At 56.4% G+C, this 24854-nt stretch carries 20 protein-coding genes; 9 read left to right on the top strand and 11 right to left on the bottom strand.

The window, feature by feature from the left end; all coding sequences use genetic code 11:
- Positions 1-35 precede the first annotated feature (35 nt).
- Positions 36-767, bottom strand: coding sequence for a carboxypeptidase-like regulatory domain-containing protein (locus PK28_RS08825; protein ID WP_082017035.1), 732 nt, complete (start codon positions 765-767; stop codon positions 36-38).
- Between the two features lie 371 nt (positions 768-1138).
- Complete coding sequence (locus tag PK28_RS08820) at positions 1139-1504, bottom strand: hypothetical protein (RefSeq protein WP_044513411.1); 366 nt, start codon at positions 1502-1504, stop codon at positions 1139-1141.
- Positions 1505-1602: 98 nt separating this feature from the next.
- On the opposite strand from PK28_RS08820, the gene PK28_RS08815 reads away from it, so the two are divergent.
- Positions 1603-1914 carry a hypothetical protein gene (locus PK28_RS08815; protein WP_231576121.1) on the top strand — a complete coding sequence of 104 codons (312 nt, stop codon included), beginning with the start codon at positions 1603-1605 and terminating at the stop codon, positions 1912-1914.
- Between the two features lie 214 nt (positions 1915-2128).
- On the opposite strand, the gene PK28_RS08810 is transcribed toward PK28_RS08815, so the two are convergent.
- On the bottom strand, positions 2129-2707 hold the full coding sequence (locus PK28_RS08810) for a DUF3109 family protein (RefSeq protein ID WP_044513409.1): 579 nt from the start codon (positions 2705-2707) through the stop codon (positions 2129-2131).
- 175 nt (positions 2708-2882) lie between these two features.
- Here PK28_RS08810 and PK28_RS08805 point away from each other — a divergent pair, with 175 nt between their 5' ends.
- The 4 genes from PK28_RS08805 to PK28_RS19915 all read left to right on the top strand — a co-directional run bounded on the left by PK28_RS08805 (position 2883) and on the right by PK28_RS19915 (position 8550).
- Complete coding sequence (locus PK28_RS08805) at positions 2883-5141, top strand: ATP-dependent helicase (RefSeq protein ID WP_044513408.1); 2259 nt, start codon at positions 2883-2885, stop codon at positions 5139-5141.
- Positions 5142-5400: 259 nt separating this feature from the next.
- Positions 5401-6120, top strand: coding sequence for a DUF4290 domain-containing protein (locus PK28_RS08800; protein WP_048825784.1), 720 nt, complete (start codon positions 5401-5403; stop codon positions 6118-6120).
- Positions 6121-6235: 115 nt separating this feature from the next.
- Positions 6236-7540, top strand: a complete 1305-nt coding sequence (gene murA / locus PK28_RS08795; RefSeq protein ID WP_044513407.1) for a UDP-N-acetylglucosamine 1-carboxyvinyltransferase — start codon at positions 6236-6238, stop codon at positions 7538-7540.
- A 155-nt stretch (positions 7541-7695) separates the two neighbouring features.
- Complete coding sequence (locus tag PK28_RS19915) at positions 7696-8550, top strand: DUF4349 domain-containing protein (protein ID WP_071885137.1); 855 nt, start codon at positions 7696-7698, stop codon at positions 8548-8550.
- Between the two features lie 72 nt (positions 8551-8622).
- Here the strand turns inward: PK28_RS19915 and PK28_RS08785 are convergent, their stop codons facing one another.
- The 8 genes from PK28_RS08785 to PK28_RS08750 all read right to left on the bottom strand — a co-directional run bounded on the left by PK28_RS08785 (position 8623) and on the right by PK28_RS08750 (position 19190).
- Positions 8623-8958, bottom strand: a complete 336-nt coding sequence (locus PK28_RS08785) for a phage holin family protein (RefSeq protein WP_044513405.1) — start codon at positions 8956-8958, stop codon at positions 8623-8625.
- A gap of 179 nt (positions 8959-9137) precedes the next feature.
- A complete protein-coding gene (locus tag PK28_RS08780) occupies positions 9138-10223 on the bottom strand; it encodes an agmatinase family protein (RefSeq protein WP_044513404.1) in 1086 nt (361 codons plus the stop codon).
- A 36-nt stretch (positions 10224-10259) separates the two neighbouring features.
- Positions 10260-10898, bottom strand: a complete 639-nt coding sequence (locus PK28_RS08775; protein ID WP_231576120.1) for a chemotaxis protein CheC — start codon at positions 10896-10898, stop codon at positions 10260-10262.
- Positions 10899-10957: 59 nt separating this feature from the next.
- The gene (locus PK28_RS08770; RefSeq protein WP_044513403.1) at positions 10958-12586 is read right to left on the bottom strand and encodes a chemotaxis protein CheA; all 1629 of its coding nucleotides are present in this window, start codon (positions 12584-12586) and stop codon (positions 10958-10960) included.
- Positions 12583-13659: a chemotaxis protein CheB gene (locus PK28_RS18970; protein WP_156126316.1), complete on the bottom strand. Its 1077-nt coding sequence runs from the start codon at positions 13657-13659 to the stop codon at positions 12583-12585. Before PK28_RS18970 ends, PK28_RS08770 begins: the two co-directional genes overlap by 4 nt.
- A 69-nt stretch (positions 13660-13728) precedes the next feature.
- Positions 13729-14190 carry a response regulator gene (locus PK28_RS08760; protein ID WP_231576119.1) on the bottom strand — a complete coding sequence of 154 codons (462 nt, stop codon included), beginning with the start codon at positions 14188-14190 and terminating at the stop codon, positions 13729-13731.
- A gap of 51 nt (positions 14191-14241) precedes the next feature.
- The gene (locus PK28_RS08755) at positions 14242-14781 is read right to left on the bottom strand and encodes a chemotaxis protein CheW (RefSeq protein WP_044513402.1); all 540 of its coding nucleotides are present in this window, start codon (positions 14779-14781) and stop codon (positions 14242-14244) included.
- Between the two features lie 62 nt (positions 14782-14843).
- A complete protein-coding gene (locus PK28_RS08750; RefSeq protein ID WP_197070389.1) occupies positions 14844-19190 on the bottom strand; it encodes a methyl-accepting chemotaxis protein in 4347 nt (1448 codons plus the stop codon).
- Between the two features lie 360 nt (positions 19191-19550).
- Between PK28_RS08750 and topA the strand changes: the two genes are divergently transcribed.
- From topA to PK28_RS08730, 4 genes are all read left to right on the top strand, one after another.
- Positions 19551-22013 carry a type I DNA topoisomerase gene (topA, locus tag PK28_RS08745; protein WP_044513401.1) on the top strand — a complete coding sequence of 821 codons (2463 nt, stop codon included), beginning with the start codon at positions 19551-19553 and terminating at the stop codon, positions 22011-22013.
- 257 nt (positions 22014-22270) lie between these two features.
- Positions 22271-23167, top strand: a complete 897-nt coding sequence (locus PK28_RS08740) for a DUF4846 domain-containing protein (protein ID WP_082017034.1) — start codon at positions 22271-22273, stop codon at positions 23165-23167.
- Between the two features lie 252 nt (positions 23168-23419).
- A complete protein-coding gene (locus tag PK28_RS21370; protein ID WP_044513400.1) occupies positions 23420-23842 on the top strand; it encodes a DUF7878 domain-containing protein in 423 nt (140 codons plus the stop codon).
- A gap of 195 nt (positions 23843-24037) precedes the next feature.
- Positions 24038-24730 carry an SIR2 family NAD-dependent protein deacylase gene (locus tag PK28_RS08730; protein WP_044513399.1) on the top strand — a complete coding sequence of 231 codons (693 nt, stop codon included), beginning with the start codon at positions 24038-24040 and terminating at the stop codon, positions 24728-24730.
- The last annotated feature ends 124 nt before the right edge of the window (positions 24731-24854 follow it).

Genomic DNA, 24854 nt, shown 5'->3' with positions numbered 1-24854 from the left:
CTTTTTTATATTCCAGTGTAGTGTTCTCGCATAGACTAGTGCTTGCGGCGGCGGGTACCTTCCTTGGGCAGCAGCGTTACATTGCCGGACTGGCCGGTGCGCACGCGCATCACCTGGTCCTGGTAGCCACCGTAGCCGTAGGTGAGCGTGTTTTCGCCCACGGGCACTTCAATGGTGTAGTTGCCATTGGCATCGGCGCTGGCAATTTTACGGGAGCCTTTCAGGAAGATGGTAGCGCCGGCCAGTGGTTGCCCATCCTCGTCCAGCACGCGGCCGGTGAGGTTGGTCGTAGCGGGGGCTTCTGCTACCACGGCGGGTGCCGGGGCCGGGGCGGCCTCTACCGGAGCCGTAACGGAGGTGGCGGCAATGGGCTCAATAGTGTTGTTTGCGTTGGCGGCCGGAGTGGCACGCTTAGCGGCTGCGGCTGCGGCGGCAATGGCGGCCGGGGTAGTGGTAGCGGTGGTCTTGGCAGCGGCAGCGGCTGCTTCGGCTTTGGCCGTTTCTTCTTCTGTGGCAGGAGCAGCTTCTGGTTTAGCGGCGGCACCGGTCACGGTAGCTTCTCCATCCAGCATTACGGAGCTCATCATGGCAGAGGCACTGTTGCTGGTTTTTCCGCCTGGCATCATGGCATAACCAAATCCGCCCAAAAGCACTATAGCTCCTACAATAATGGCCAAACGGGTATTTCCCGCCGACAATGATTTTTCTTCTGCTTCCCAGGAGGATTCCGCGTTATCAGCGTCGTATGCGTTTGGGTCTGTGCTCATAAGAAAAGTAGCAAGAGGTTAGGTGGTAAGAATGTAAAGCAGAGAAGGCGAGCCGCCAATGCTACCGGGTGTAGCGGGGGAAACGACTCCCTAAATATATTCGCTTATACAGGTAAAATCCAAGCACTCTCCTCTTAAAACCCTGATATCACTTCTTTTGAGCGGAAACAGTGCCATTTTATGCATTGCGAAAATTCACTGAATGTTCGTACGCCCGTTAGTTGCCCGTCTGCCTAGTGGCTTCTATCATTTTGCGAGCTTACATAGTACTTACCCTAGTCATGGCTGAGTGGATAACCATGGGCAGCAGACCAAACAAAAACGTCCGGCTCGTGAGGGAGCCGGACGTTTTTGTTTGGTACTTAACCGGATTAATCGTGCGCCGGGCGGGCGGGGCCACTGGGGGCGTCTTCGCCAAAGTCCTGATCCTGCGTGCGGATGGCGTTGCCCATATCTACGCTGCCTTCTTTCTGAAAACCGGGCCCAGCAGCATTTTCGCCTTCTTTGACGTGCTCGTTAGCGCCGCCGGGGTGGGTATCGTCGCCGCCAATGTGCAGGTTTTCCAGCTGGTCTTTCTGGTCGGAGCGTTGGGTGTAGCCCCGGGCGCCCACATGGCGGCGGGCAGAAGGGTCGCCAACTACTTTGCCGTTGCTTTGGTCGGCTTTAAAGTCCCGCTCGTTCTCCAGCTGTTCGTTTTTGCGGATGTTGTTTTCTTGGTTTTTATCTTCAGTAGCCATACTGCTGCGCGGTTGAGAATGAATGCTTCTTTGTTTCCTACGCATTCTGTCTCCCTGAGTTGAGGCCCAGCCCACGGGGCCTGCTACCTTTGAGCCGCGTGCACAGCCCAAGCCAGGCTGCCGCCCGCTCCGAACTTCGGGGGCGCCTCCTTACGTTACCCACCCAACCACTTATTTCCCGCTCCGTGGATTTCTCCAAGCTCTACCGCCCCAGCGCCCTCAACAGCTACCAGTTTATTGCCGTAACCGGTCTGCTCATGACCCTGGGGGCGCACCTGATTCTGCATTTTTTCGTGCACCGCACCCTGGAGGGCTTCAACTGGCTGTATATCTGCTGGCTGGTGCTGTATGTAGCCGGCTCCCTGCTCAACCTGTTCGGCAAGCCGGATTCCGGCCATCATCACCATTAAGGCATCCTGCCCGCCCCCGCCTGGGGTCGTTGTTGGAAAAGAACTTAGAAAAAGCCCATCATGTCGAGCGGAGTCGAGACATGACGGGCTAATAGAAAGGTGGAAAGGCAGAAAGCCGCATTGCCCCTTGCCTGTAGCCCTGGCTGAGCGGCATTTTCATCCCTCCTCCCTATTCATGGAAAAGGCCGGCTACATAGCCGGCCTTTTTCAATTCTTAAGACGCTGCGGGCGTCGGATTTTCTATTTCCTGCACCAGCTCCGCGTACCAATCCTCGCCATACTTGCGGATGAGCGGGTCTTTCAGAAACTGATACACGCGCACGCCCAAATTGGCGCCGAACGAGCAGGCCGGGTTACAGATGCCCCACCGGTCGTAGTTAAGGGCCTCAAAACCATCATATTTACTGATGCGGATGGGGTACAGATGGCAGCTGATGGGCTTTTTGAACGAGGTGGCGCCGGCCAGGTAGGCCTGCTCAATGCCGCACTTCAGAATGCCGCGCTCATCATATAGCGCGTAGGCGCACTCCCGGTCGTTGATGGTGGTGGTGCTGTAGTCGCCTTCCCAGTCTTTAATGTAGAGGCCCTGCTGCTCAATGGCAGCGCGGCCAGCCTCGGTCAGGAAAGGCTTAATGGCTTCGTATTCGGTTTCGAGAATCTTTAATTCCGCTTCTTCCAGGGGCGCGCCCAGGTCGCCCTCCACGCAGCAGGCGCCTTTGCAGGCCTCCAGGTTGCAGACGAAGAAATTGTCGCGCACGTCATCGGAAATGACGGTATTCTGAATGATAATCATGGCTGTTGGCTCCCAATGGCTCCCAGTGCCTTGCTGGTAGAACAGCAGGGCAACCACCGTGCACCACCCTCCGCCAAACCACTGTGAGAAAAACTGACTGCAAAGATAACGGGTTTCCTAGCCCCAACCGAAAGCCGTACCTTTGCTAATAAGCCAACACGCTTAGTTTATTCGCATGGCACTAGATTATCACAAACTTCTGAATCCATCGCAGGCGGCGGCGGTATTGCACACCGAAGGCCCCTGCATGATTATAGCCGGCGCGGGCTCCGGCAAAACGCGCGTGCTCACGTACCGCATTGCCCACTTGCTGGAAAAAGGCGTTGATCCGTTCAATATTCTGGCCCTTACCTTCACCAACAAGGCCGCCAAAGAAATGCGCGCCCGGATTGAGAAGGTGGTAGGCCCGGAGGCGAAAAACGTATGGATGGGCACCTTCCACAGCATTTTTGCCCGCATTCTGCGCTCCGAGGCCGATAAAATTGGTTTTCCCCGCTCCTTCACCATCTACGACACGCAGGACTCCAAAACCCTGATTGGGCAGATTGTGAAAGAGCTGGAGCTGGACGACAAGCTCTATAAGCCCGCTATGGTGCTGGGACGCATATCGGCGGCCAAAAACAAACTGATTTCCGTGCATCAGTACGTGAATGACCCCGTTATCCGGCAGGACGACGAAGCAGCGCTGCGGCCCAAAATCGGGGCTATTTACCAGCAGTATTTCAACCGCTGTTTCAAGGCCGGCGCCATGGACTTCGATGATCTGCTGTTCAACACCAACGTACTGTTCAAGGACCATCCGGACGTGCTCAACAAGTACCAGCACATCTTTAAGTATGTGATGGTGGACGAGTACCAGGACACCAACTACTCCCAGTACCTGATTACGCGCAAGCTGGCCGCCAAGGACCGGAACATTTGCGTGGTGGGCGATGATGCCCAGAGCATTTATGCCTTCCGGGGCGCCGATATTCAGAACATCCTCAACTTCGAGAAAGACTATCCGGAGCTGCAGGTGTTCAAACTGGAGCAGAACTACCGCTCTACCAAGAACATTGTGAAGGCGGCCAATTCCGTCATCAAAAACAACCAGGCTCAGCTGCGCAAAGACGTTTTCTCTGACAACGAGGAAGGCCCGCTGATTGAGGTACTGAAAGCTGCTTCTGATAACGAGGAAGGCAAGCTGGTTTCCCAGAGCATCTACGAGGACAAGATGAACCAGCATCTTTCCTATGATGACTTTGCCATTCTGTACCGCACCAATGCCCAGAGCCGGGCTATGGAAGAAGCCCTGCGCAAACTCAATATCCGCTACAAAATCATTGGGGGCCTGAGCTTTTACCAGCGCAAGGAAATCAAGGACCTGGTGGCTTACCTGCGCCTCACCGTAAACCCGAACGACGAGCAGGCCCTGCGCCGGGTGATTAACTACCCCAAGCGCGGCATCGGCGACACCACCATCAGCAAGCTGATTAACGCGGCCGAGGAATCTAACCACACCATTTGGGAAGTGGTAGCCAACGCCGACCAGTTCCTGCCCACCCGCGTGTCTAACCCAGTGGTGGACTTCGCTGAGAAAATAAAGAGCTATACGGCCGTGGCGGCTAAGGAAGATGCCTTTGAGGCAGCCAAATTCATTGCCAAGAACTCGGGCATGATTGAGGAGCTGTATGCCGATAAGAGCATTGAAGGCCTCTCCCGCTACGAGAACATTCAGGAGCTACTGAACGGTATCAAGGCCTACACCGAGGATGCCGAGCGCGAGGATAAGTCCCTGGGCGCCTTCCTGCAGGACATTGCCCTGGTCACGGATTCCGACCTGAAAGATGCCAAGGACGAAGGCGAATCCGTGACGCTGATGACGATTCACTCGGCCAAGGGCCTGGAGTTTCGCAACGTATACATAGTGGGTATGGAGGAAAACCTGTTCCCCAGCCAGATGATGATTACCTCGCGGGCCGACCTGGAGGAAGAGCGCCGCCTGTTCTACGTAGCCATCACGCGGGCCGAGAAAAAGCTCACCCTCAGCTACGCCACCTCCCGCTACCAGTGGGGCAACCTGCGCAGCTGCGAAAAAAGCCGCTTTCTGGATGAAATCGACCCACAGTACGTGGACTTCAAGTTCTCCGCCGGTCCGGCAGGCTCGGGCTCGGGCGATTCGCCCTTCGGCCACGTTTTCGAGCGCCGCAGCAACCTGATTCCGCCGGCCCCGCGCAAAACAGTGGCCACCAAATACGTAGCGCCTTTTGATTTTCAGCCTTCTGACACCAGCAATCTGCAAACCGGGCAGCGCGTGGAGCATCCCAAGTTTGGCTTTGGCAAGGTAACCCAGCTGGAAACGCAGGCCGGCTCTACCAAAGCCATTATCCACTTTGAGGAAGTAGGCGAGAAAACGTTATTGCTGAGTTTTGCGAAATTGCGGGTGTTAGGCTGATCAGATGTAGCCCTTCGTCGCTGGAAAGCGTAAGTTGCATCTCTTTGTAAATGACCAAAGCGCTTGTATAGAATCTGTCATTCCGAGCAGCGCGAGGAATCTGGCGCTTGATTCTTACCACAGTAATACAGATTCCTCGCGCTGCTCGGAATGAAAACTCGTTTTTGTTGTAAAAACCGGGTGATTCTGCGGCGTCATTTACCCTGCATTCTTCAATAATCAGATCAGCCATTGTAATTTTGGCTTCGCATTACCCCCTATGGCATTACCTTCTCTTCATAAACACGAGCTGCTGCAGCGCGAATACGGCCAGAATACCTTTCAACTGGTGCAGGGCCTGCGCGACATTGCCGACCGGGACGAGCGCACCAAGCGCGCCCAGCAGATTGTGCAGCTCATTTTCCGCCTGCAGCCCGCCCTCCGCGACCAGCCCGACGCCCAGCAAAAGGTGTGGAACCACCTCTACGAAATGGCCGATGAGGATCTGGACATTGATGCGCCCTTCCCGCTGCATGGCCTGAGCCAGCTGATGAAGGAGCCCAAGCCCCTGCCCTACCCCCGGCAGGCCCCCAAGCTGAAAGCCTACGGCCGCGCCGTGGAGCAGATGATTGAAAAGGCTGTGTCGTTGGAAGATGCTACTGAGCGGGAACAGGCCGCCATTACTATTGGCCGGACCATGAAGTTCCTGTATCGCACGCACAACAAGGAAAACGCCAAGGATATTACTATTCTCAAGCACCTGAAAGACCTTTCGGGTGGCAAGCTGGAGCTGGATGCCGCGCAGGTAGAATCTCAGAATCTGTTTGAAATGGCCACCAGTGGCCGCCCGGCACCTTTCATTGTACCGCAGCCCCGTCAGGAGCGGCAGGAGCGCGAAATGCGCCGGGGTTCCGGCGGTGGCGGCAACAATAACCGCCGCGACAAGCAGCGCCGGGGCGGCAAGAAAAACCGCCAGGAGCCCCAGCAACCACCGCAATAAGCACTGTGAGCGACAAGCCGTAAGCGACAAGCGACAAGTTTTGTGCTCATCTTTTCTCAACCTACAGACCTCTTAGCTTGCAGCTTGTAACTTATGGCTTGCAGCTCAAAAACTTATGGCCTCTTTTGAAGTAATTGGCGGGAAACCGCTGAAGGGTGAAATTGTACCGCAGGGCGCGAAAAACGAAGCACTGCAGATTCTGTGTGCTGTGCTGCTCACGGCCGAGCCCGTTACCATTTCCAATATTCCCAACATCCGCGACGTGAACAAGCTCATTGAGCTGCTGCGCGACATGGGTGTGAAAGTGGAACAGCTGGCGCCCGATACCTACCGTTTCCAGGCAGACGCGGTAAACATTGATTACCTGGACTCAGCTGAGTTTGTGGCCCAGGGCCGGGCATTGCGCGGCTCCGTCATGATCCTTGGTCCCATGCTGGCCCGGTTTGGCAAGTGCCAGCTGCCCAAGCCCGGTGGTGACAAAATTGGCCGCCGGCCCATGGATACGCACTTCCTGGGCCTGGAGAAGCTGGGGGGCAAGCTTACCATGGATGGCCACGACTTCTACCGCATTACGGCCGAAAACGGCCTACGCGGCACCCATATGCTGCTGGATGAAGCCTCCGTAACGGGCACTGCCAACATTGTGATGGCCGCCGTACTGGCCGAAGGCATTACCACCATCTACAATGCCGCCTGCGAGCCATATCTGCAGCAGCTTTGCAAAATGCTGGTGCGCATGGGCGCTAAAATCAACGGTATCGGGTCTAACCTGCTGACCGTGGAAGGCGTGGAAAGCCTGGGTGGCACCGAGCACCGCATGCTCCCTGACATGATTGAAATTGGTTCTTTCATCGGCTTGGCGGCCATGACGGGCTCCGAAATCACTATTAAAGACTGTCAGATTGCGGAGTTGGGCCTTATCCCGGACACCTTCCGCAAGCTGGGCATTCAGATGGAATTCCGCGGCGACGATATTCATATTCCGGCGCAGGCCCACTATGAAATTGCCACTTACCTGGATGGCAGCATTCTAACAGTTTCTGACCATACCTGGCCTGGCTTCACGCCCGATCTACTCAGCATTGTGCTGGTAGTGGCTACGCAGGCCCAGGGCACCGTGCTCATTCACCAGAAGATGTTTGAGTCGCGCCTGTTCTTCGTGGACAAACTTATCGACATGGGTGCTCAGATTATTCTCTGCGACCCGCACCGTGCTACCGTTATCGGGCTGGACCAGCGCACCAAGCTGCGCGGCATCACCATGACCTCGCCGGATATCCGGGCCGGGGTAGCGCTGCTCATTGCCGCCCTCTCCGCCGATGGCCGCAGCGTCATTGAAAACGTGGAGCAGATTGACCGCGGCTACCAGTACATTGATGAGCGCCTGCAGGCGCTGGGCGCACAGATTCGCCGCCTGTAAGCCCAATAGAGAAGATTCAGCTGGTTTTACTCACTAGCAAGAAAAAACACCCGGCTCACCCCGGGTGTTTTTTTGTGCCTATGGGTTACCGTAGCCTTACATCGGCATAAAGGAAAGCGGCTGCGCAGCCAGACTTTCACTTAATCCTTACGGTCATGAAACTTCACCTGAATGTTTTTCTAGGATTGGTCTTGCTATGCGCCAGTTGCAGCAAGCAAAACAGCAAAGAGTCAGAGGCAGCAGAAAATACCCCAGTAACCAGTACATCTGCAGACGGGTTTAGCGCAGAGGAAAATAGTAAGAGCGCAAGCGCTGAGTCCCCTCCTTCACAACCCAAATTGGCCGTTGCCCCAACGGCCCGGCTACTGGTTTACCACGCAGAATTACGCGTAAAAACGAATAACCTGCGTCAAGCTAGTGCACGGCTGGATAGTCTCGTACAGACAGGCGGTTTTGTAAGTGCGGCCACCGAAAACCGCGAGAACGGCCAATGGCGCACCGACATGACGATTCGGGTGGAGCCTGCCCGCTTTCAGGCTCTGCTGGCTACTATTTGTAAGCTGGGTACCGTGGAAGAGAAAAAGTTAAATACGGATGACGTAACAGCCGAACATGCTGATATAGCTGCACGCTTACGAACCAAGCGGGCCGTTGAAGCCCGATATGTTGGATTGTTAGCCACCGCAAAGAGCATCAAGGAGATACTGCAGGTTGAAGTGAAAATGAGCGAGGTACGGGAAGAAATAGAAGCAACGGAAAGTCGCCTGAAAGCACTAAATGATGCCGTAGCATATTCCACCATCACGGTAAGTCTCTATCAACCCATTGCGGAGACTATTCCGGATGCACCGGTGGTTTCCTGGAGCAGCCGGGTGGTGGAAGCTTTTTATAGCGGTTGGCAATTGCTGGCATCCCTCCTGGTGGGCTTGATTACGATTTGGCCGTTATGGGTATTCGGGACTATTGGCTTCTGGCTTTGGCACCGCCACAAGGCGGCGCTGAATGGCTAAAAGTAAAAGCCGAAGTGGCGCCTGACTCCGGTTGAATCAGGCGCCACTTCGGCTTTTATGATGATTCTTTCTCTAGTCAATAACCATATCAATAACGGAGGTTACCAGCGAAAGCACCACGCTGAACAGCAACGCCGACAGGAAACCATCTACCTTAAAGCCGGGCAGAATCCAGTCGGCCAGCAGCACAATAACGGCGTTAATCACCAGCAGAAACAGGCCCAGTGTGAGAATAGTAATGGGGAAGCCCAGAATTTTGAGGATGGGTTTGAGAACCGCATTTAAAACGGCCAGCACCAAAACCAGGAGAATGGCATCCGAGAAACCCGCCAGATGCGTGCCCGGCAGAAACTTGGCCAGCACGTAGGTAATAATGGCGCTCAGCAAAAACTTGAGTATAAAGCCCATATGCGTACAGTTGAAGAAGTGGAGAGAGGTTAGAACACTGGCCCTGGATATAGTGCCGGGCTAATGTACTCTTTCCGCGCCGTTTGGGTTATTGCCGGAGGCAGCAGCTTTACAAAAAAAGACCTGCTCCGGAGCCTGAGCAGGTCTTTTTTTATCATTTAGCAGCAACAAACGTTTGCCTAAGCGGGCATGCCCGTGGCCTTCAGCAAGCCCTGGGAAACCGCCATCCAGTTGCACATTTGGTACAGCAGCCGGGCCCCTACGTTGCCGTTCCAGTCGGTTTCTCCGGGGGCCACTTCGTTCAGGTCGCAGCCAATAATGGTACGGCCCGAGCGAACAATGGTACGGATCAGGTACAGGGCTTCCTCAAACTCCAGGCCGCCGGGCACGGGCGTGCCGGTGCCGGGGCACAGCTTGGGGTCGAGGCCATCAATATCAAAGCTCAGATACACCTTCTGGGGCAGCTGGGCAATGATTTTGCCGCACATCTTCTTCCAGGATTTCTTGGCGTACATCTCGTCGCGCAGGAAGCGGTGGTGGAACATCACCACGCGGCCACCCGATTGCGCAATGAGGTCGGCTTCCTGCTGACACAGGTCGCGGATGCCTACCTGCACCAGCTTTTTCACCTGGGGAACGTTCAGGGCATTGTACATAATAGAGGCGTGCGAGTACTCGAAGCCTTCATAGGAAGGGCGTAGGTCGCAGTGCGCGTCAATCTGCAGAATACCGAACTCCTCGTGGCGCTCGGCCAGCGCGTGCATGTAGCCCAGCGGCGTGCTGTGGTCGCCGCCCAGTACTACCACAGCTTTGCCGGCATCCAGATAAGCGCCGGTTTTCTGTTTCAGCCACTCCAGCAGCTCTTTGCCTTTGGCCGTAACGGCCGCCGGTACGCCCGCAAATTTCTTAGCGCCGGTAGCCGGCTGTCCTTCTTCCAGCCAATTGATATAGTCGGCGGCCTGGGTGCGCAGCTCGTTGCTTTGTTGGGCCCAGGCAGCGTCCTGATCCTCCATGGCAATGCCCAGACGCCAGGCGTCCGTCACGTCCGGATCATACAGATCCACCTGCATGGAGGCGTCGTGAATGGCGGCCGGGCCCTGCGCCGTACCCGCCTGGTACGATACCGTTACTTCCCACGGCACGGGCACTACTACCAGCTGGGCCTCCTCCAGCGTGAAAGGCAAACCAAAAATGCCACCGGAAGCATCACCTACCCCATTGGGGTCGAAGCCGGCCAGTTTGTTATCGAGAGCGGATGTAGACATAGGGAAAAACGTGTGTCCGACGACCCCGGCAGATGTTTACTCCGTCGGGTTGGGGCCGCCCAGGAAATTATAAGTGCGAATGATTTCGAGAATCTTGACGAAAGTGTCGCGGTCAAAAAACAGCATCAGGGGCAGCTCTACCGAGTTGTTCTGATCCGAAAACTGCGTGATAACGGAGAAGATGAGCGGCTTCCAGCCCGGATTGTGAATGATGAGGCCTTGCAGGGAATTAGCAATATCACCGGAAGGCGAAACGGGCGGCGCGCCGTACACATTGGCCTTCAGAATATTAGCCAGCTGCGTTACCAGAGCGCCCGTGATGATGTTGCTCATCTCCAGCAACAACGACTCCTGCATGGCATTCACCTCCACCGATTCCGGCACATCCAGCCGCAGGCAGACTTTGGACAGCCGCTGCACGTGCTGCCCCGAGAAGAGCATGAGCGTGGTGCCGTGAAAGTCCCCCCGAATGTCGGACTGGATGATTTTATGCGTGTTCTCATACTTGCGTACCAGATCCACCATACTCTCCAACGGCATCAAATCAAGGTTGGGCACCTCCAGGAGCACCTTCTCCTGGGCAATAACGGCAAACGAATCTGCCGCCCGAGCCAGGCCGATGTTGAGAATCTCACGGATGATATCTCGCTCCAGTTCCGTCATGTGCAACTCCATACTATCATTCGGTTAACCATTACCCTGATATAAGGGCAGCGGCATCTGCAATACGTAGGTTAAGGTCGTTTAGCTAGAAATACCCGTGTTAGTGCCGGAACATCTAACACCAGGCATACCTGCCCGTTACCCAGCAGCGTAACTCCTCCAAACAAATCAATTGTATCGAGGGGTTGCGTCATGGGTTTAATCACAATGTTTTGCTGGCGCAAAAACCGGTCGACGATAAGGCCCAACCGGCGGTTGTTGTAGTTGACGATGATGATATCCTGCCGCCCGATGAGTTCTTCGGTGTCGGCGGCGGGCAGGTTTTCATCGCCCCCATGCAGTAGCTGGCGCAGGCTCACTACCGGTACATTCTCGCCTTGCACCTCGGCCAGCAGCATCCCACCCACCACATGCAGCTCCTCGGGCCAGAGCGATACTACGGAGTCGATGTGCATGAGCAGCAGCGCGTAGCTGCGTTCTTCCAGTTCGAAGAGCAAAGCCCCTTTCACCGCAATGGAAGTAGGTAGTACCAGAGTAAACGTAGTGCCTTTGCCTAACTCAGAATCGACGCGCAATTGCCCGCCCATAGAGTCGATGGCCAGCTTGACTACATCCAGGCCCACGCCCCGGCCCGATATTTCGGTTACTTCCTCGGCCATGGAGAAGCCAGGCTCGAAGAGCAGAGCGCGCACCGCCGGGGCACTCAGAGAGGCCGCGGTTTGGGCATTCAGCAAGCCGCGGGAAACGGCTTTACTTCTTACTTTTTCTACATCAATGCCGCGGCCGTCGTCGCGCACCTGAATCAGCACGTCGTCGCGCTCAATGGCCGCTTCCAGGGCTACCTCTCCCACCGGGGATTTGCCGGCCTTGGTGCGCTCCTCCGGCGTTTCGATGCCGTGCCCAATGGCGTTGCGCACCAGGTGCAGCAAGGAGTCCGTGATAATCTGCAGGATGTTGCGGTCAATCTGAATATCCTGTCCGCTGATGCTCAGGTTAACTTCCTTATGCTCCGTGGTAGCCACGTCGCGCACCACGCGGGGAAACTTGTTGAAAAGCGAGCCTACGTTTACCAGGCGGGCATCCATCACGCTGTACTGCAACTCATCGGCAATGCGGTACAGGTGGGCCGCCGCTGATTGCAGAGCCGGATTACCAATCTCCTGCCCCAACGTAAAGATTCGGTCCCGGTCAATAATCAGCTCCCCTACCAGGTTCAGCAGGTGGTCAAGCTTTTTGATCTGAATATAGACGAGGTCAGACAGCTCCAGCTTGCGGGCGTCATCAACGGCTACTTCTTCATCGGTGAGGATAGGTTCCTCCCCCCGTACCAGGCGGTCTAGGTTATCCAGCAAGTTCTCAGCATTGGGCTGCTCCTGGTTTTCGCCGATAGCGCGAACCATAGTCCCAATAGTATCGATACCGGAGAACAGTACTTTGGTGATAGAGCCGGAAAACACCCTTTCCTTGCTTCGGATCAACCCAAAGATGGTTTCCATCCGGTGCGCCACTTCCCCCAGATCCATAAAGCCCATGGCGCGGGCATTGGCCTTGAGGTTGTGCATCAGGCGGAACAACTCGTTCAGAGCCTGTTCGCTCTGCGGGTTCTTTTCCAGCTCACTAATGTGGCGGCTCATGGCGTCGTAATACTCGAGCGCCTCGGCCATAAAAATTTCGCGGTACTCCTGCTCCCGTGACCTCATAGATTGGTGGCCTGAGATAAGGAATACCGGCTAGGCCGCGGCGTAACTACCGGCGACAAATAGCGGTTGATAAACTCGGAAATTTCTTGTACCGGCAGCACCTGGGAAGCATGCCCGCCCTGGATTACGGCCTTCGGCATCCCAAAAACGGCGGCCGAAGCTTCATCCTGGGCAATGACCATTCCGCCATGCTGCTGCACTGCCTGTGCCCCCAGAGCTCCGTCGCGCCCCAACCCGCTCAGCACAACGCCTATCACCTTACGGCCCATAGCGCGGGCCGCAGAGGACATGAGCATATCCACGGAAGGAACATCAGAGGGGCTGGCAGAATCGGCGGCAAACTCCGTTTGCCAAGCCAGCCAAGGGCCACCCGTAACCGGCCGCACCACCATATTATGCCCTCCGGGTGCCACCAGAATCCGGCCGGCTTCCAGGCGGGAACCGGCCCCGGCAACTTCCACGGGCAAGGGAGAAATCCGGCGCAGGCGCTCCACAAATGAACTAGTGAACTGCGCGGGCAGATGCACGGCTACCAGCACAGCCTGCCGCAGGTTGGGCGAGAAGCCTCTTACCACCCGCTCTACGGCGCTGGCACCACCGGTGGAACCTCCCAGCACAATAATGCCACGCGGGGGAGCAAAGATGGAGGTGGCCGTCTTGCCGAGTCGGGAAATCAGCTGTCGGGGACGTACCATCTGCACTTTGCGGCGCAGCTCCGTATGCTGTGCGGCGGCCAGCGGATGGCCATCCGGCAGCAAAGGAGTCAGGTAATCATATACTCCCCAGCGAGCCGCCTCCTGCATCATGCCGGGCTGCGGAACAGCGTTAGCATACAGCAGCACCGGTACGGGGCTGTGCGTGGCCAGCTGGTTCAACCCCGGCAGTACGGCTTCGCCGGCAATAACCAGATCCGGCCGCAGGGCGCGGGCTTTACGCACCAGATCCTCGCCACTCAGCGCTGTGCCTACTACCCGCACATGGGGGGTAGCCGCCAGCAGCTTTGCCAACGCCAGCCGGGTAAGGCCAGGAAGTTCGCCGAGCAGAATAGCTAAAGGTTCGGTGATACGAGACACGTAAAAAGAGAGGAGTAAGCGAAAGCTGCGCCACGCTTCAGTTTCAGCGTAGGCAGAGGGAAATCAGTACTAAGCCTGGGGCGTAGTCTCGGACGACGAGTCGGAGGAGGCAGTGTCGGTAGCGTCAGTGGCCGGAGCATCGGAGGCAGTAGCCGCCTCATCACTGGCCTGCTGCAGCATGTTGCCTACTATTTCCAGTACTTTTTCTTCGGAGAAGGGCTTCACGATGTAGGCTGCGGCACCGCTTTCCAGCGCTTCGTTTACAATCACCTCCTGGCCCACGGCGCTGCACATGACAATGCGCACATTAGGCTGCTCCTGCCGGATGCCTTTCAGCACATCCAGACCGGTGTTATCGGGCAGGATAACGTCCAGCGTGATAAGGTCAGGGCGGGTAGCGGCGGCCATTTCCAGAGCCTGCTGCCCGTTGGCTGCCTCGCCTACCACGTCGTAACCGGCGTCGGTAAGCATATTCTTAAGCATCGTGCGCATGTAGAACGAGTCGTCCACGATGAGGATGCGGTTTTTCATATAGTTGGGGTAAATCGGTCAGAAAATGAGATGGGCGGAAAACGTGTAGGCCTAGGTACGGCTGCGTGCGGTAGAAGATTCCGCCCGGGGGTTTAATTGCATGATTTCCGACGGCGTCAGCAGCTTCATCATATCCAGAACAATGATGATGCGGCTGTCGAAGCGGGCAATGCCCTCGATATACTTCTCCTGAATATTGCTGTCCTGCAGGAACTCCGGCGCCCGCTCAATGGCGGATACCGGCAAGGAAAGCGGCTGCGGCACCTCGCGTACTACAATACCAATGGTATAGTCGTGGGCTTCAATGGCCAGCGTATAAGTGATGCCCGTGCTAAGGTCATTTTTGCCCCGGCGCAGGCCAAACCGCTCTTCCAGATCAATAATAGCAATGATGTCGCCGCGCAGGTTGGCAATGCCTTTCACGAAGGCCGGGGTTTTGGGCATGCGGGCAATGTCCGGAGTGATGGTTACCTCCTTCACCTGCTCAATGCGCACACCGTATTCCTCTGTGCCCAGGCGGAAAACAATCAGCTGCACCAGCGCTTCCTGCACAATAGGCTTCCGTTCGCCGCTGCTTTCTGTTTGAACCATAGCTTGAAAACTGGAAAACCTACGCTGCTTCCAGTAGATGAAAGCAGCGTAGGAGTCCGAATTTATTTAGACGTTGATTTTTTGCCTTTACCACTCTGCGCTGGTGCTGCCTTGGCCGGAGCCTTGCCCTTGGTAGCTGAGCCATTGGTGGCCGGCTCAGCCTTAAGCGCCGCCGGCGTTTTAGCCGCTTCCGGACGAGGCTGGGCGGACATACGCTCCCGTTTTACCGTGGTAGGCGCGGCGGCCGGGGCGGTAGTGCGCGACATAGGCCGCGGGCGAACCGGTGCCTCAACTTTGGCCACGGGCTGCTCTACCCGGCGAACCGTGCGGCGCAGTACCGGGGCGGGCTCAGGCTCAACGTACTCAATCAGCTGGAAGGCCGACAAACCTACCTGCAGGTCATCAGCAATGTCAGTCAGCTTCTGGCTGGAAGCCGTGAGCTCCTGCATGGACGACGACAGCTGCTTGGCGGTACCGGCCACCTGCTGCGTGCCGGATGCCGTTTGCTCGGCAATGGCTACTACTTCCTCTACGTACTTTACTACGTCGCCAATGGAGGTTTTCTGAACCTCGGTAGCTGTGAGAATGTCGCGGGAGGTGCGCAGCGTTTCACCGCTGGAAGTGGCAATGTTTTTAAAGGCGCTGGAGGCTTCAAACGTAGCGTTCTTGCCTTTCAGTACCCGCCCTTCCATGGTTGAAATTGCAGTGGCGGCCGAGATGGTGTCTTTCTTCACATCCTCTACCAGCGTGGCAATTTCGTTAGCCGATTTGCGGGAGCCTTCTGCCAGTTTCCGGATTTCTTCGGCTACTACGGCAAAACCACGGCCGGCTTCCCCGGCGCGGGCTGCTTCGATGGCCGCGTTCAGTGCCAGCAGGTTGGTTTGCGAAGCAATGTCCGTGATAACGCCCAGCGACTTGCTGATTTCCCCGGAACGGGTGCTTAGTACTTCAATGGTACGGGCTGTTTGCGCAGCCGCGTTGGAGATTTCCTCCATGTTCTTTACCACCTCGGCCACCGTTTTCAGACCCAGCTGCGAGGTTTGCTCACCCAGGATAGCTGATTTGTTTACCACGTCTGCTTTGCCGGCCGTTTCCTTGGTGGCCTGCATGATTTCTTCAATCAGCTTAAAGGCCTGGTCGGTTTTCAAAGCCTGGTTTTGAGCACCTTCTGCCATCTGCTGCATGGCCAAAGCCACGTCGACGGTTACCCGGCTCATCTCCTGACCTTTGCCGGCCATTTCTTCCGAGGAAGTTCCTACTACCAGCGAGGAGTCATTGATTTCGCCCAGCAGCTCGTTCAGGTTTTCAACGGCAAGGTTAAGCGCATCGGACATGGCCAGGATGTCGCCGGCGGTGGGTACTTCCACACGCTGGGTCAGGTCACCTTCCGAAATGGCCCGTACCACGCGCGATACTTCCAGTACCGGCGAGGCAATGGATTCCAGCAGGGCGTTGAGCGTATCTACCAGTTCTTTCCAGCTGCCAGATACGCCGCCTACCGTGGCACGTTCCGTTAGTTTGCCTTCCACACCGGCCACTTTGGCCACGCGGCTAACTTCTACTGCCAGACGGTTCAGGTCATCCACCATTCGGTTAATGGTGTCGGCCAGCTCAGCCACTTCACCTTTGGCCTCCAGGGTCAGCTTCTGGGTCAGGTCACCTTTAGATACCGCCGTTACTACTTTCACAATGCCTCGTACCTGAGTGGTCAGGTTGGAGGCCATGGTGTTTACGTTGTCGGTGAGGTCTTTCCAAACGCCGCTTACGCTGGGCACATTGGCCTGGCCACCGAGGCGACCTTCCGTACCTACTTCCTGCGCCACCCGGGTTACCTCGCCGGCGAAGATGTTCAGGGAGTCTACCATTCGGTTGATGTTGTCTTTCAGGTCGAGCAGCTCGCCTTTAACATCTACCGATACTTTCTGGCTCAAGTCGCCGCGGGCTACCGCGGTGGTTACGTTGGCAATGTCCCGCACCTGAGAGGTAAGCGAGGCCGCCATGAAGTTTACGTTGTCGGTGAGGTCTTTCCAGGTTCCGCGTACGTTAGGTACTACGGCCTGGCCACCCAGTTTCCCCTCGGTGCCTACTTCGCGGGCCACGCGGGTTACTTCGTCACCGAACGTGTTGAGGGAGTCCACCATCTGGTTGAGGTTTTCCTTCAACTGCAGCAGCTCGCCTTTTACGTCTACTTTGATTTTCTGCGACAAGTCACCGCGGGCTACCGCGGTTGCCACGTTAGCAATGTCCCGCACCTGGCTCGTTAAGTTCGAGGCCATGGTATTTACATTGTCCGTGAGGTCCTTCCAGGTACCCGAAACGTTCGGCACATTGGCCTGACCGCCCAGAATACCCTCGGTACCTACTTCCCTTGCCACGCGGGTTACTTCCCCAGCGAAGATGTTCAGGGAGTCCACCATCTGGTTCAGAATGTTCTTCAGATCCAGCAGTTCGCCTTTTACATCTACCGTGATTTTCTGGGTCAGGTCACCTTTTGCTACCGCGGTAGCTACGTTGGCAATGTCCCGCACCTGAGAAGTCAGGTTGCTGGCCATCGTGTTTACGTTGTCCGTCAGCTCTTTCCAGGTACCACCTACGCGGGGCACGTTGGCCTGGCCGCCCAGCTTCCCTTCCGTACCTACTTCTCTTGCCACCCGGGTTACCTCGCCGGCGAAGATGTTCAGGGAGTCCACCATCTGGTTCAAGATATTCTTGAGCTCCAGGATTTCCCCCTTCACGTTCACCGTCATCTTCTGGCTCAAGTCACCGCGGGCTACGGCGGTTGCTACGTTGGCAATGTCTCGTACCTGGCTCGTTAAGTTCGAGGCCATGTAGTTTACATTGTCCGTCAGCTCCTTCCAAACGCCGGCCACGTTGGGTACCGATGCCTGACCGCCCAGTTTTCCTTCGGCGCCTACTTCCAGTGCCACACGAGTTACCTCGCCGGCAAACAGGTTGAGCGAGTCCACCATCTGGTTCAGGTTCTGCTTCAGTTGCAGCAGCTCCCCTTTTACATCTACCGTAATCTTCTGGCTTAGGTCGCCACGGGCTACCGCAGTAGCTACGTTGGCAATATCTCGCACCTGAGAGGTCAGGTTCGAGGCCATGTTATTTACGTTGTCGGTCAGCTCTTTCCATACGCCGCCTACATTCGGTACCACGGCCTGGCCACCGAGGCGGCCTTCCGTACCTACTTCCTGCGCCACACGAGTTACCTCGCCGGCAAACAGGTTCAGCGAGTCCACCATCTGGTTCAGGTTCTGCTTCAACTGCAGCAGCTCGCCTTTTACGTCAACGGTGATTTTCTGCGACAAGTCGCCTTTTGCTACGGCGGTAGCTACGTTGGCAATGTCCCGCACCTGACTCGTCAGGTTGGAGGCCATGTTGTTTACGTTGTCGGTGAGGTCTTTCCAAACCCCGCCTACGTTAGGCACGCTGGCCTGACCGCCCAGTTTACCCTCGGTACCTACCTCCTGCGCCACACGGGTTACCTCGCCGGCGAAGAGGTTGAGCGAGTCCACCATCTGGTTCAGGTTCTGCTTCAGCTGGAGAAGCTCGCCCTTTACATCTACCGTAATCTTCTGGGTGAGGTCACCCTTTGCTACGGCGGTGGCTACGTTGGCAATATCTCGTACCTGAGAGGTCAGGTTCGAGGCCATGTTGTTTACGTTGTCGGTCAGCTCTTTCCAGATACCACCCACGTTTGGTACGGAGGCCTGGCCACCCAGCTTTCCTTCCGTACCTACTTCCTGCGCCACGCGGGTTACTTCTCCCGCGAATACGTTCAGGTTGTCGATGGTTTTGTTGATGGTTTCGGCCATCACCTTAAAGTCACCCGACACCGGAATCTGGAAGGACTCGTCCAGATTACCCTTGCTGATGTTCTTCAGTACTTTGCCTACTTCCAATACCGGCACGGCAATGCTATCCACCAGGCCGTTGATATTGTTGATCATGTCGCGCCAGAAACCGGCGGCATTCTCCGCCGAGGCCCGCGCCTTCAGGTTGCCTTCCACCCCGGCCACCTTGGAAATGCGCGACACTTCGCCTCCTACCCCACCAATCATCTCCACCATGGAGTTGTAGGCTTCGGCAATTTCGGCGAAGATGTCGTCGTTCTGCTTGGTCAGGCGTACCGATACGTCCCCTTTCTTAAAGGCATCGAGGGCGTAGAGCACGCGGTTCAGCTGCTCGTTAACGTACTCCGGGTCCTGCTCATCGGTAATGCCGCGGGCAACCCCGCGCTTGCGGGTACTGTTGCTTCCGGGTGTACTAAGCTGAGAAGCAGGTTCAGAGGAAGCAGCAGAGCCACCCCGACGGGTGGTGGTAGCTGTTGCCGCCTGGTCAGCATCGGCAGGCTTTACTGCGCTTGCCGTAGTAGAAGTGGAACGTGAATTCTTGCCGGATGCCATAATAGGAGCGGGTGGTAGCGAGCCAGATAAAATAGGCGATGCAAAGGATACTGTGCGGCTAAAAGCCAAGTGCAGTACTGACAAAGTTAGCAACTAAGAAGGAATACTCTACTGCTGATTTGTAACCACCCCGTGCTTTTTCTTTTCTACGGATCTGTTTTAGGGGCTTCTACCCTATTTATCAGCGTTTAAGAACCGGGTGCGCCCTACCCCACGTATTCCATTCCATACTGTTTATACAGGCCCTAAAAAATAAGACCGGAATATTCCAGCATCTTTGCGGCAAAATTCAACTCCTTTGCGCTGCTTCTCGTTTCTCCACTGAAACCCGCCCTGCAACCCGCCCTGCTTTTAGATCATATGGTTAAGAACCTAGTCATAGTAGAGTCTCCTGCCAAAGCCAAGACCATTGAAGGGTACTTGGGCAAGGACTTTATCGTCAAATCCAGCTTTGGGCACGTCCGCGACCTGCCCAAGGATAATAATGCCATTGATATTGCCAACGGCTTCAAGCCCACCTACGTGGTTTCGGCCGATAAGCGGGAAATCATTTCCCAGCTGAAAAAGCTAGCCAAGGAAGCCGAAATGGTGTGGTTAGCGAGTGACGATGACCGGGAGGGCGAGGCCATTTCCTGGCACCTCTCCGAAACGCTGAACCTGACCGAGGCCAAAACCAAGCGCATCGTATTCCGTGAAATCACGAAAAACGCCATTCTCAACGCCATTGCCAACCCCCGGGAAATCGACCTGAACCTGGTAAATGCCCAGCAGGCCCGCCGCGTGCTGGACCGCCTGGTAGGCTTTGAGCTGAGCCCGGTGCTCTGGAAAAAGGTGAAAGCCGGCCTCTCCGCCGGCCGCGTGCAAAGCGTGGCCGTGCGCCTGGTGGTGGAGCGGGAACGGGAAATCAACCAGTTCAAAACCTCCTCGGCTTACCGCGTAGTAGCCAAATTTGATGCCGGCCAGGGTGCCGTATTGGAGGCCGAACTGCCCACCCGCTACAAAACCCGCGAAGAGGCCGAGGCCTTCCTGGAGCGCTGCGTTGGCGCCGCCTACCGCATCGAGAACCTAGAGAAGAAGCCGGGCAAACGCAGCCCGGCGCCACCCTTTACCACCTCTACCCTGCAGCAGGAAGCCTCGCGCAAGCTGGGCTTCTCGGTAGCGCAGACCATGAGTGTGGCTCAGAAGCTGTATGAAGCTGGTAAAATCAGCTACATGCGTACTGACTCGCTGAACCTCTCGCAGGACGCCATAGCCGCGGCCAAGGAGGAAATTACGCGGGCCTATGGGGCTGAATACGCGCACACCCGCCAGTTCAAGACCAAATCAGCCTCCGCGCAGGAAGCCCACGAAGCCATCCGCCCCACGGACTTTGCGCTGGCCAAGGCCGGCTCCGATTCAGCGGAGCAGCGCCTGTATGATTTGATCCGCAAGCGGGCTATGGCTTCTCAGATGGCCGATGCCACCGTGGAACGCACTGTAGCCACCATAGGCATCAGCACGCAGCCGGGTGTTACGCTCACGGCTACCGGCGAAGTCATTACGTTTGAGGGCTTTCTGAAGGCGTACAGTGAGTCGAAGGACGAGGATGAGCAGGATGGCGAATCGTCGTTTTCCCGCGGTTTACCGCCTATTTCAGTAGGCCAGGTGCTGCCGTTGCAGCAGTTGCGCGCTACGGAGCGCTACGCTTCGCCGGCCGCCCGCTATACGGAAGCCTCGCTGGTGAAAAAGCTGGAGGAAATGGGCATTGGTCGTCCTTCTACCTATGCGCCTACCATCAGTACCATTCAGAAGCGCGGCTACGTGGAAAAAGACACCCGGGAGGGCAAGGAGCGCAAGTTCCATGTGCTAACGCTGGAGGGAGACGCAGTGAAAACCGAGGTGAAAACCGAAACCTACGGGGCCGACAAAGCCAAGCTGTTCCCCACGGATACGGCTATGGTGGTAAATGACTTTTTGGTGGAGCACTTCCCCGTAATTGTAGACTTTAAGTTTACGGCCAAGGTGGAAGACGAATTTGACCAGATAGCTAACGGCCACGAGCAGTGGGAAAAGATGATTGCCGGCTTCTATGGCACCTTCCACGAAACCGTGGAGCGAGGCCAGGATATTGAGCGCAGCACGCTGGGCAGCACCCGCGAAATTGGACTGCACCCGGAAACCGGCCAGAAGCTGACGGCCCGCCTGGGCCGCTTTGGTCCTTATGTGCAGATTGAGCCCAAAGAAGGCGCCCCGGAAGGCGAAAAGGCCGTGTACGCCAGCCTACGCAAAGGCCAGTTTATTGAGAATATTACCCTGGAGGATGCCCTGGAGCTGTTTAAGCTGCCGCGCAACGTGGGTCAGTTTGAGGACAAGGACATGACGGCCGCCCTCGGCCGCTTCGGGCCCTACATCCGCCACGACAGCAAGTTCTACTCCCTCACCAAGGAGCAGGACCCGCATACCATCACCGCCGACGAGGCCGTAGCCCTCATCGAAAACAAGCGCAAAACCGACGCGGAACGCCTGATTAAGGAGTTCCCCGGCCGCGAAGACGTGCAGGTCCTCAATGGCCGCTTCGGCCCCTACATTGTGGTGGGCAAGAAAAACGTAAAAATTCCGAAAGGTGAAGAACCCGCGGACCTGACGCTGGAACGCTGCTTGGAACTGGCCGATGCCACGCCCGATAAGCCCGCCAAAGGTGGCCGCTTTGCTAAGAAAGCCGCTCCGGCCGCCAGCGAGAAGACCGATACGCCAGTGAAAAAGGCAGCCGCCAAGAAACCCGCCGCCAAAAAACCGGCGGCTAAGAAGCCGGCGGCTAAAAAAGCTACTGGTAAGGCGAAGTAAGTTAAGCTTCAAATAGTGTGTCATCCGGAGCTTGCGAAGGATCTTGTCACTCCAGCAAGACTCGCGTAACAACGGCTTGTTTTCCGTTGAGAAGGTCCTTCGCAAGCTCCGAATGACATACTATTTGAAGAAGGCTTTTATAAGAAGCCCCGGCTATAATAGCTGGGGCTTCTTTTTTGCTTTACTGACTAAAATACCCTACTCGAAATACCGTTATTGCTGACTCTATCCTATCCCTAATTAAGGTTTTTAACTACATGAAAACTGCATTCCCGTGCCTTATCCTGCTGCTTTGCTACTCCAGCCCTAAAGCAGAATCCGAAACACCGGGCGCAACTGCTTCGCCACATCCTGACATTACCGAAGGCACCCAAAATACCTATCCGTGGCTGGCGGCCGGCCGCTATAACCCCCGGCAAACCGTAGCGGCCCGCATACTTCCGCCCAGGGGCTACCAGCGGGTGGAGTTGATGCCGGGCTCCTTCGGCCACTGGCTGCGCCACCTGCCTTTGCTACCCGCCGGTAGTCCGGTAAAACTTTACAACGGCCAGCTCAAGGACCGCCAGGATGTGCACGCCGCCGTGCTGGACCTCGACGTAGGCACCCGCGACCTGCAGCAATGCGCCGATGCCGTAATCCGCCTGCGGGCTGAATATCAGTTTAGTCAGGACCCCAACCAGGTGCACTTTCATCTGACCAGCGGCGACGATATCCGGTTTCAGGACTGGTATGCGGGCACGGGATTCCGCATAGCCGGCAATAGCGCCCAAGCCGCGCCGAAGGCCGTGGAGAAACCCACGCACGCCGTTCTGCGCCGCTACCTCGACCAGATTTTTACCTATGCCGGTACTCTCTCCCTTAGCAGGGAGCTACGGCCCATGCCCCTGGCCCAGGTGCAGCCCGGCGACGTGCTAATTCGGGGTGGCTCGCCGGGCCATGCGGTGCTGGTGCTGGATGTGGCCGTGCAGCCCGGCACCGGGCGCAAAGTAGCCCTGCTGGCGCAAAGCTATATGCCCGCGCAACAGATGCACGTGCTGGAAAATGTATGGAACGAAACCGGACTGGGTGCCTGGTTTGAGCTGGACCCACGCGCGCCCCAGGTAAGCACTCCAGAGTGGACGTTCCGGCGGGATGAGCTGGGGCGCTTTGAGTAGCTTGCTGACTAATTTTTACCTTCAGGTTATATCAATAGAATGATTTACTTTTAGTTATCAGGTTAAAGCAATTCGGCTGGTGAAGAAAATCAACCCGCAGCCGGAGCAGGAGGCGCACCGCCAAGCAGTTCAGCAGCGCGTGCGCCAAGCCGGGCAACAGCACAGTAGTGGTGGTGCAATAGGCCGATAAGGGCCTGCCTACCCTTCACTCAAGCTGTTATTTCCAAATTCTCTGTCCCGCGCCTTAAGCACATGCTTCGCTTCTCGTTTTCCCTCAATGAACTTCCCGCCAAACTGGTGGATTCTGAAATTTGTGCTTACTACCGCTTGGATGGGACTCTGCGGTTGCATCAAGGCCCAGAGGTGGTATTTGAGGAGGGTGGAGTCCCGTTAGTGGAGTTTGCAGTATGGCTCTCCAGTTGGTGGAAGTCCAATCAACCGGCCCAGTCATATATGCCGGATGGCTCCGACCCAGACTATGGACCTATGCTTTTGCTAGCCCCGACTGGGGGCACCCACTACCGCTTGACTTACACATGGGGTGATACGCAAGCAAATCGTACGGCCGAGCAAGCCGAATGGGGAAACGCGGTTACGCAGTTCTGTGAGGACTTGCGCCAAATTGTGTTGAAGCGCTACCACTTGTGTTTAGATAATCTTTTGCCTTCCTCCTGAACGCTCCTTGCAGTTGCCTAAATAAAACGCTGCCCTCAGCAAAGTACCAAGCCAGGCGTAGCGGTCAGGCAGGCACGATTCCAAGACCCAGGGTATAACGCACCTTATGTTTAGAGCGAAACCGGATAAATTTCTCTTTTCCTAAACTATGTATTGTTACTAGTTATTTAAAAGCTGAAAATCAAATAAATAACTATGAAAAAGAAATTGGTGGTGCTAACCGGGGCAGGCATTTCGGCGGAAAGTGGGCTGGCTACTTTCCGGGGTTCTGATGGTCTGTGGGAAGGGCACCGCGTAGAAGATGTAGCCTCGCCGGAAGGCTGGGCGCGCAACCCGGCGCTGGTGCTTGATTTTTACAACCAGCGGCGCGCTGCTGCCCGGGCTGCCCAACCCAATGCCGGCCACCAAGCACTAGTCGAGTTAGAGCAGGCCTACGAGGTAGTTATCATTACCCAGAACGTGGACGACCTGCACGAGCGGGCCGGCTCAACGCACGTTATTCACCTGCACGGCAAGCTCTTTGAGTCCCGCAGCTCCCGGCATGAGGAACTGGTTTACCCCATGACTTCGGACCAGATAGAGTTGGGAGAGCTGTGCGAGAAAGGCTCCCAGCTGCGTCCCAACATTGTGTGGTTTGGCGAGGCCGTACCGCTCATGGAGCGCGCCATGGAAGAAGCCGCCACCGCCGACGTTTTTGTGGTCATCGGCACCTCCCTGCAAGTGTATCCGGCGGCCAACCTGATTCACTACGCGCCTACCAACTGCCCGCTCTACGTCATTGACCCGCATCAGCCACCCCTTTCGGCGCGTCGCAACCTGCATTTTATCACCGAGCCGGCCACCACCGGCGTGCCCCGGCTGGCCGCGCAGCTGTTAGCAGAACACTAGCGCCCTGCCCCACCGGCATAAGTCGGCTATAAGGCGCCGAGGCCTCCCTGCGCAGAACCGCCGCCCGATTCTCGCTTAGGGATTCGATAAAAATCAGGCAGCCTAAATAAACTGGATTATGGGG

Origin of the sequence: Hymenobacter sp. DG25B, from assembly GCF_000801315.1 — a bacterium.
GTDB lineage: Bacteria > Bacteroidota > Bacteroidia > Cytophagales > Hymenobacteraceae > Hymenobacter.
Note: the sequence above shows the minus strand (reverse complement) of the source record. Positions and strands in the feature narration are given on the sequence as shown.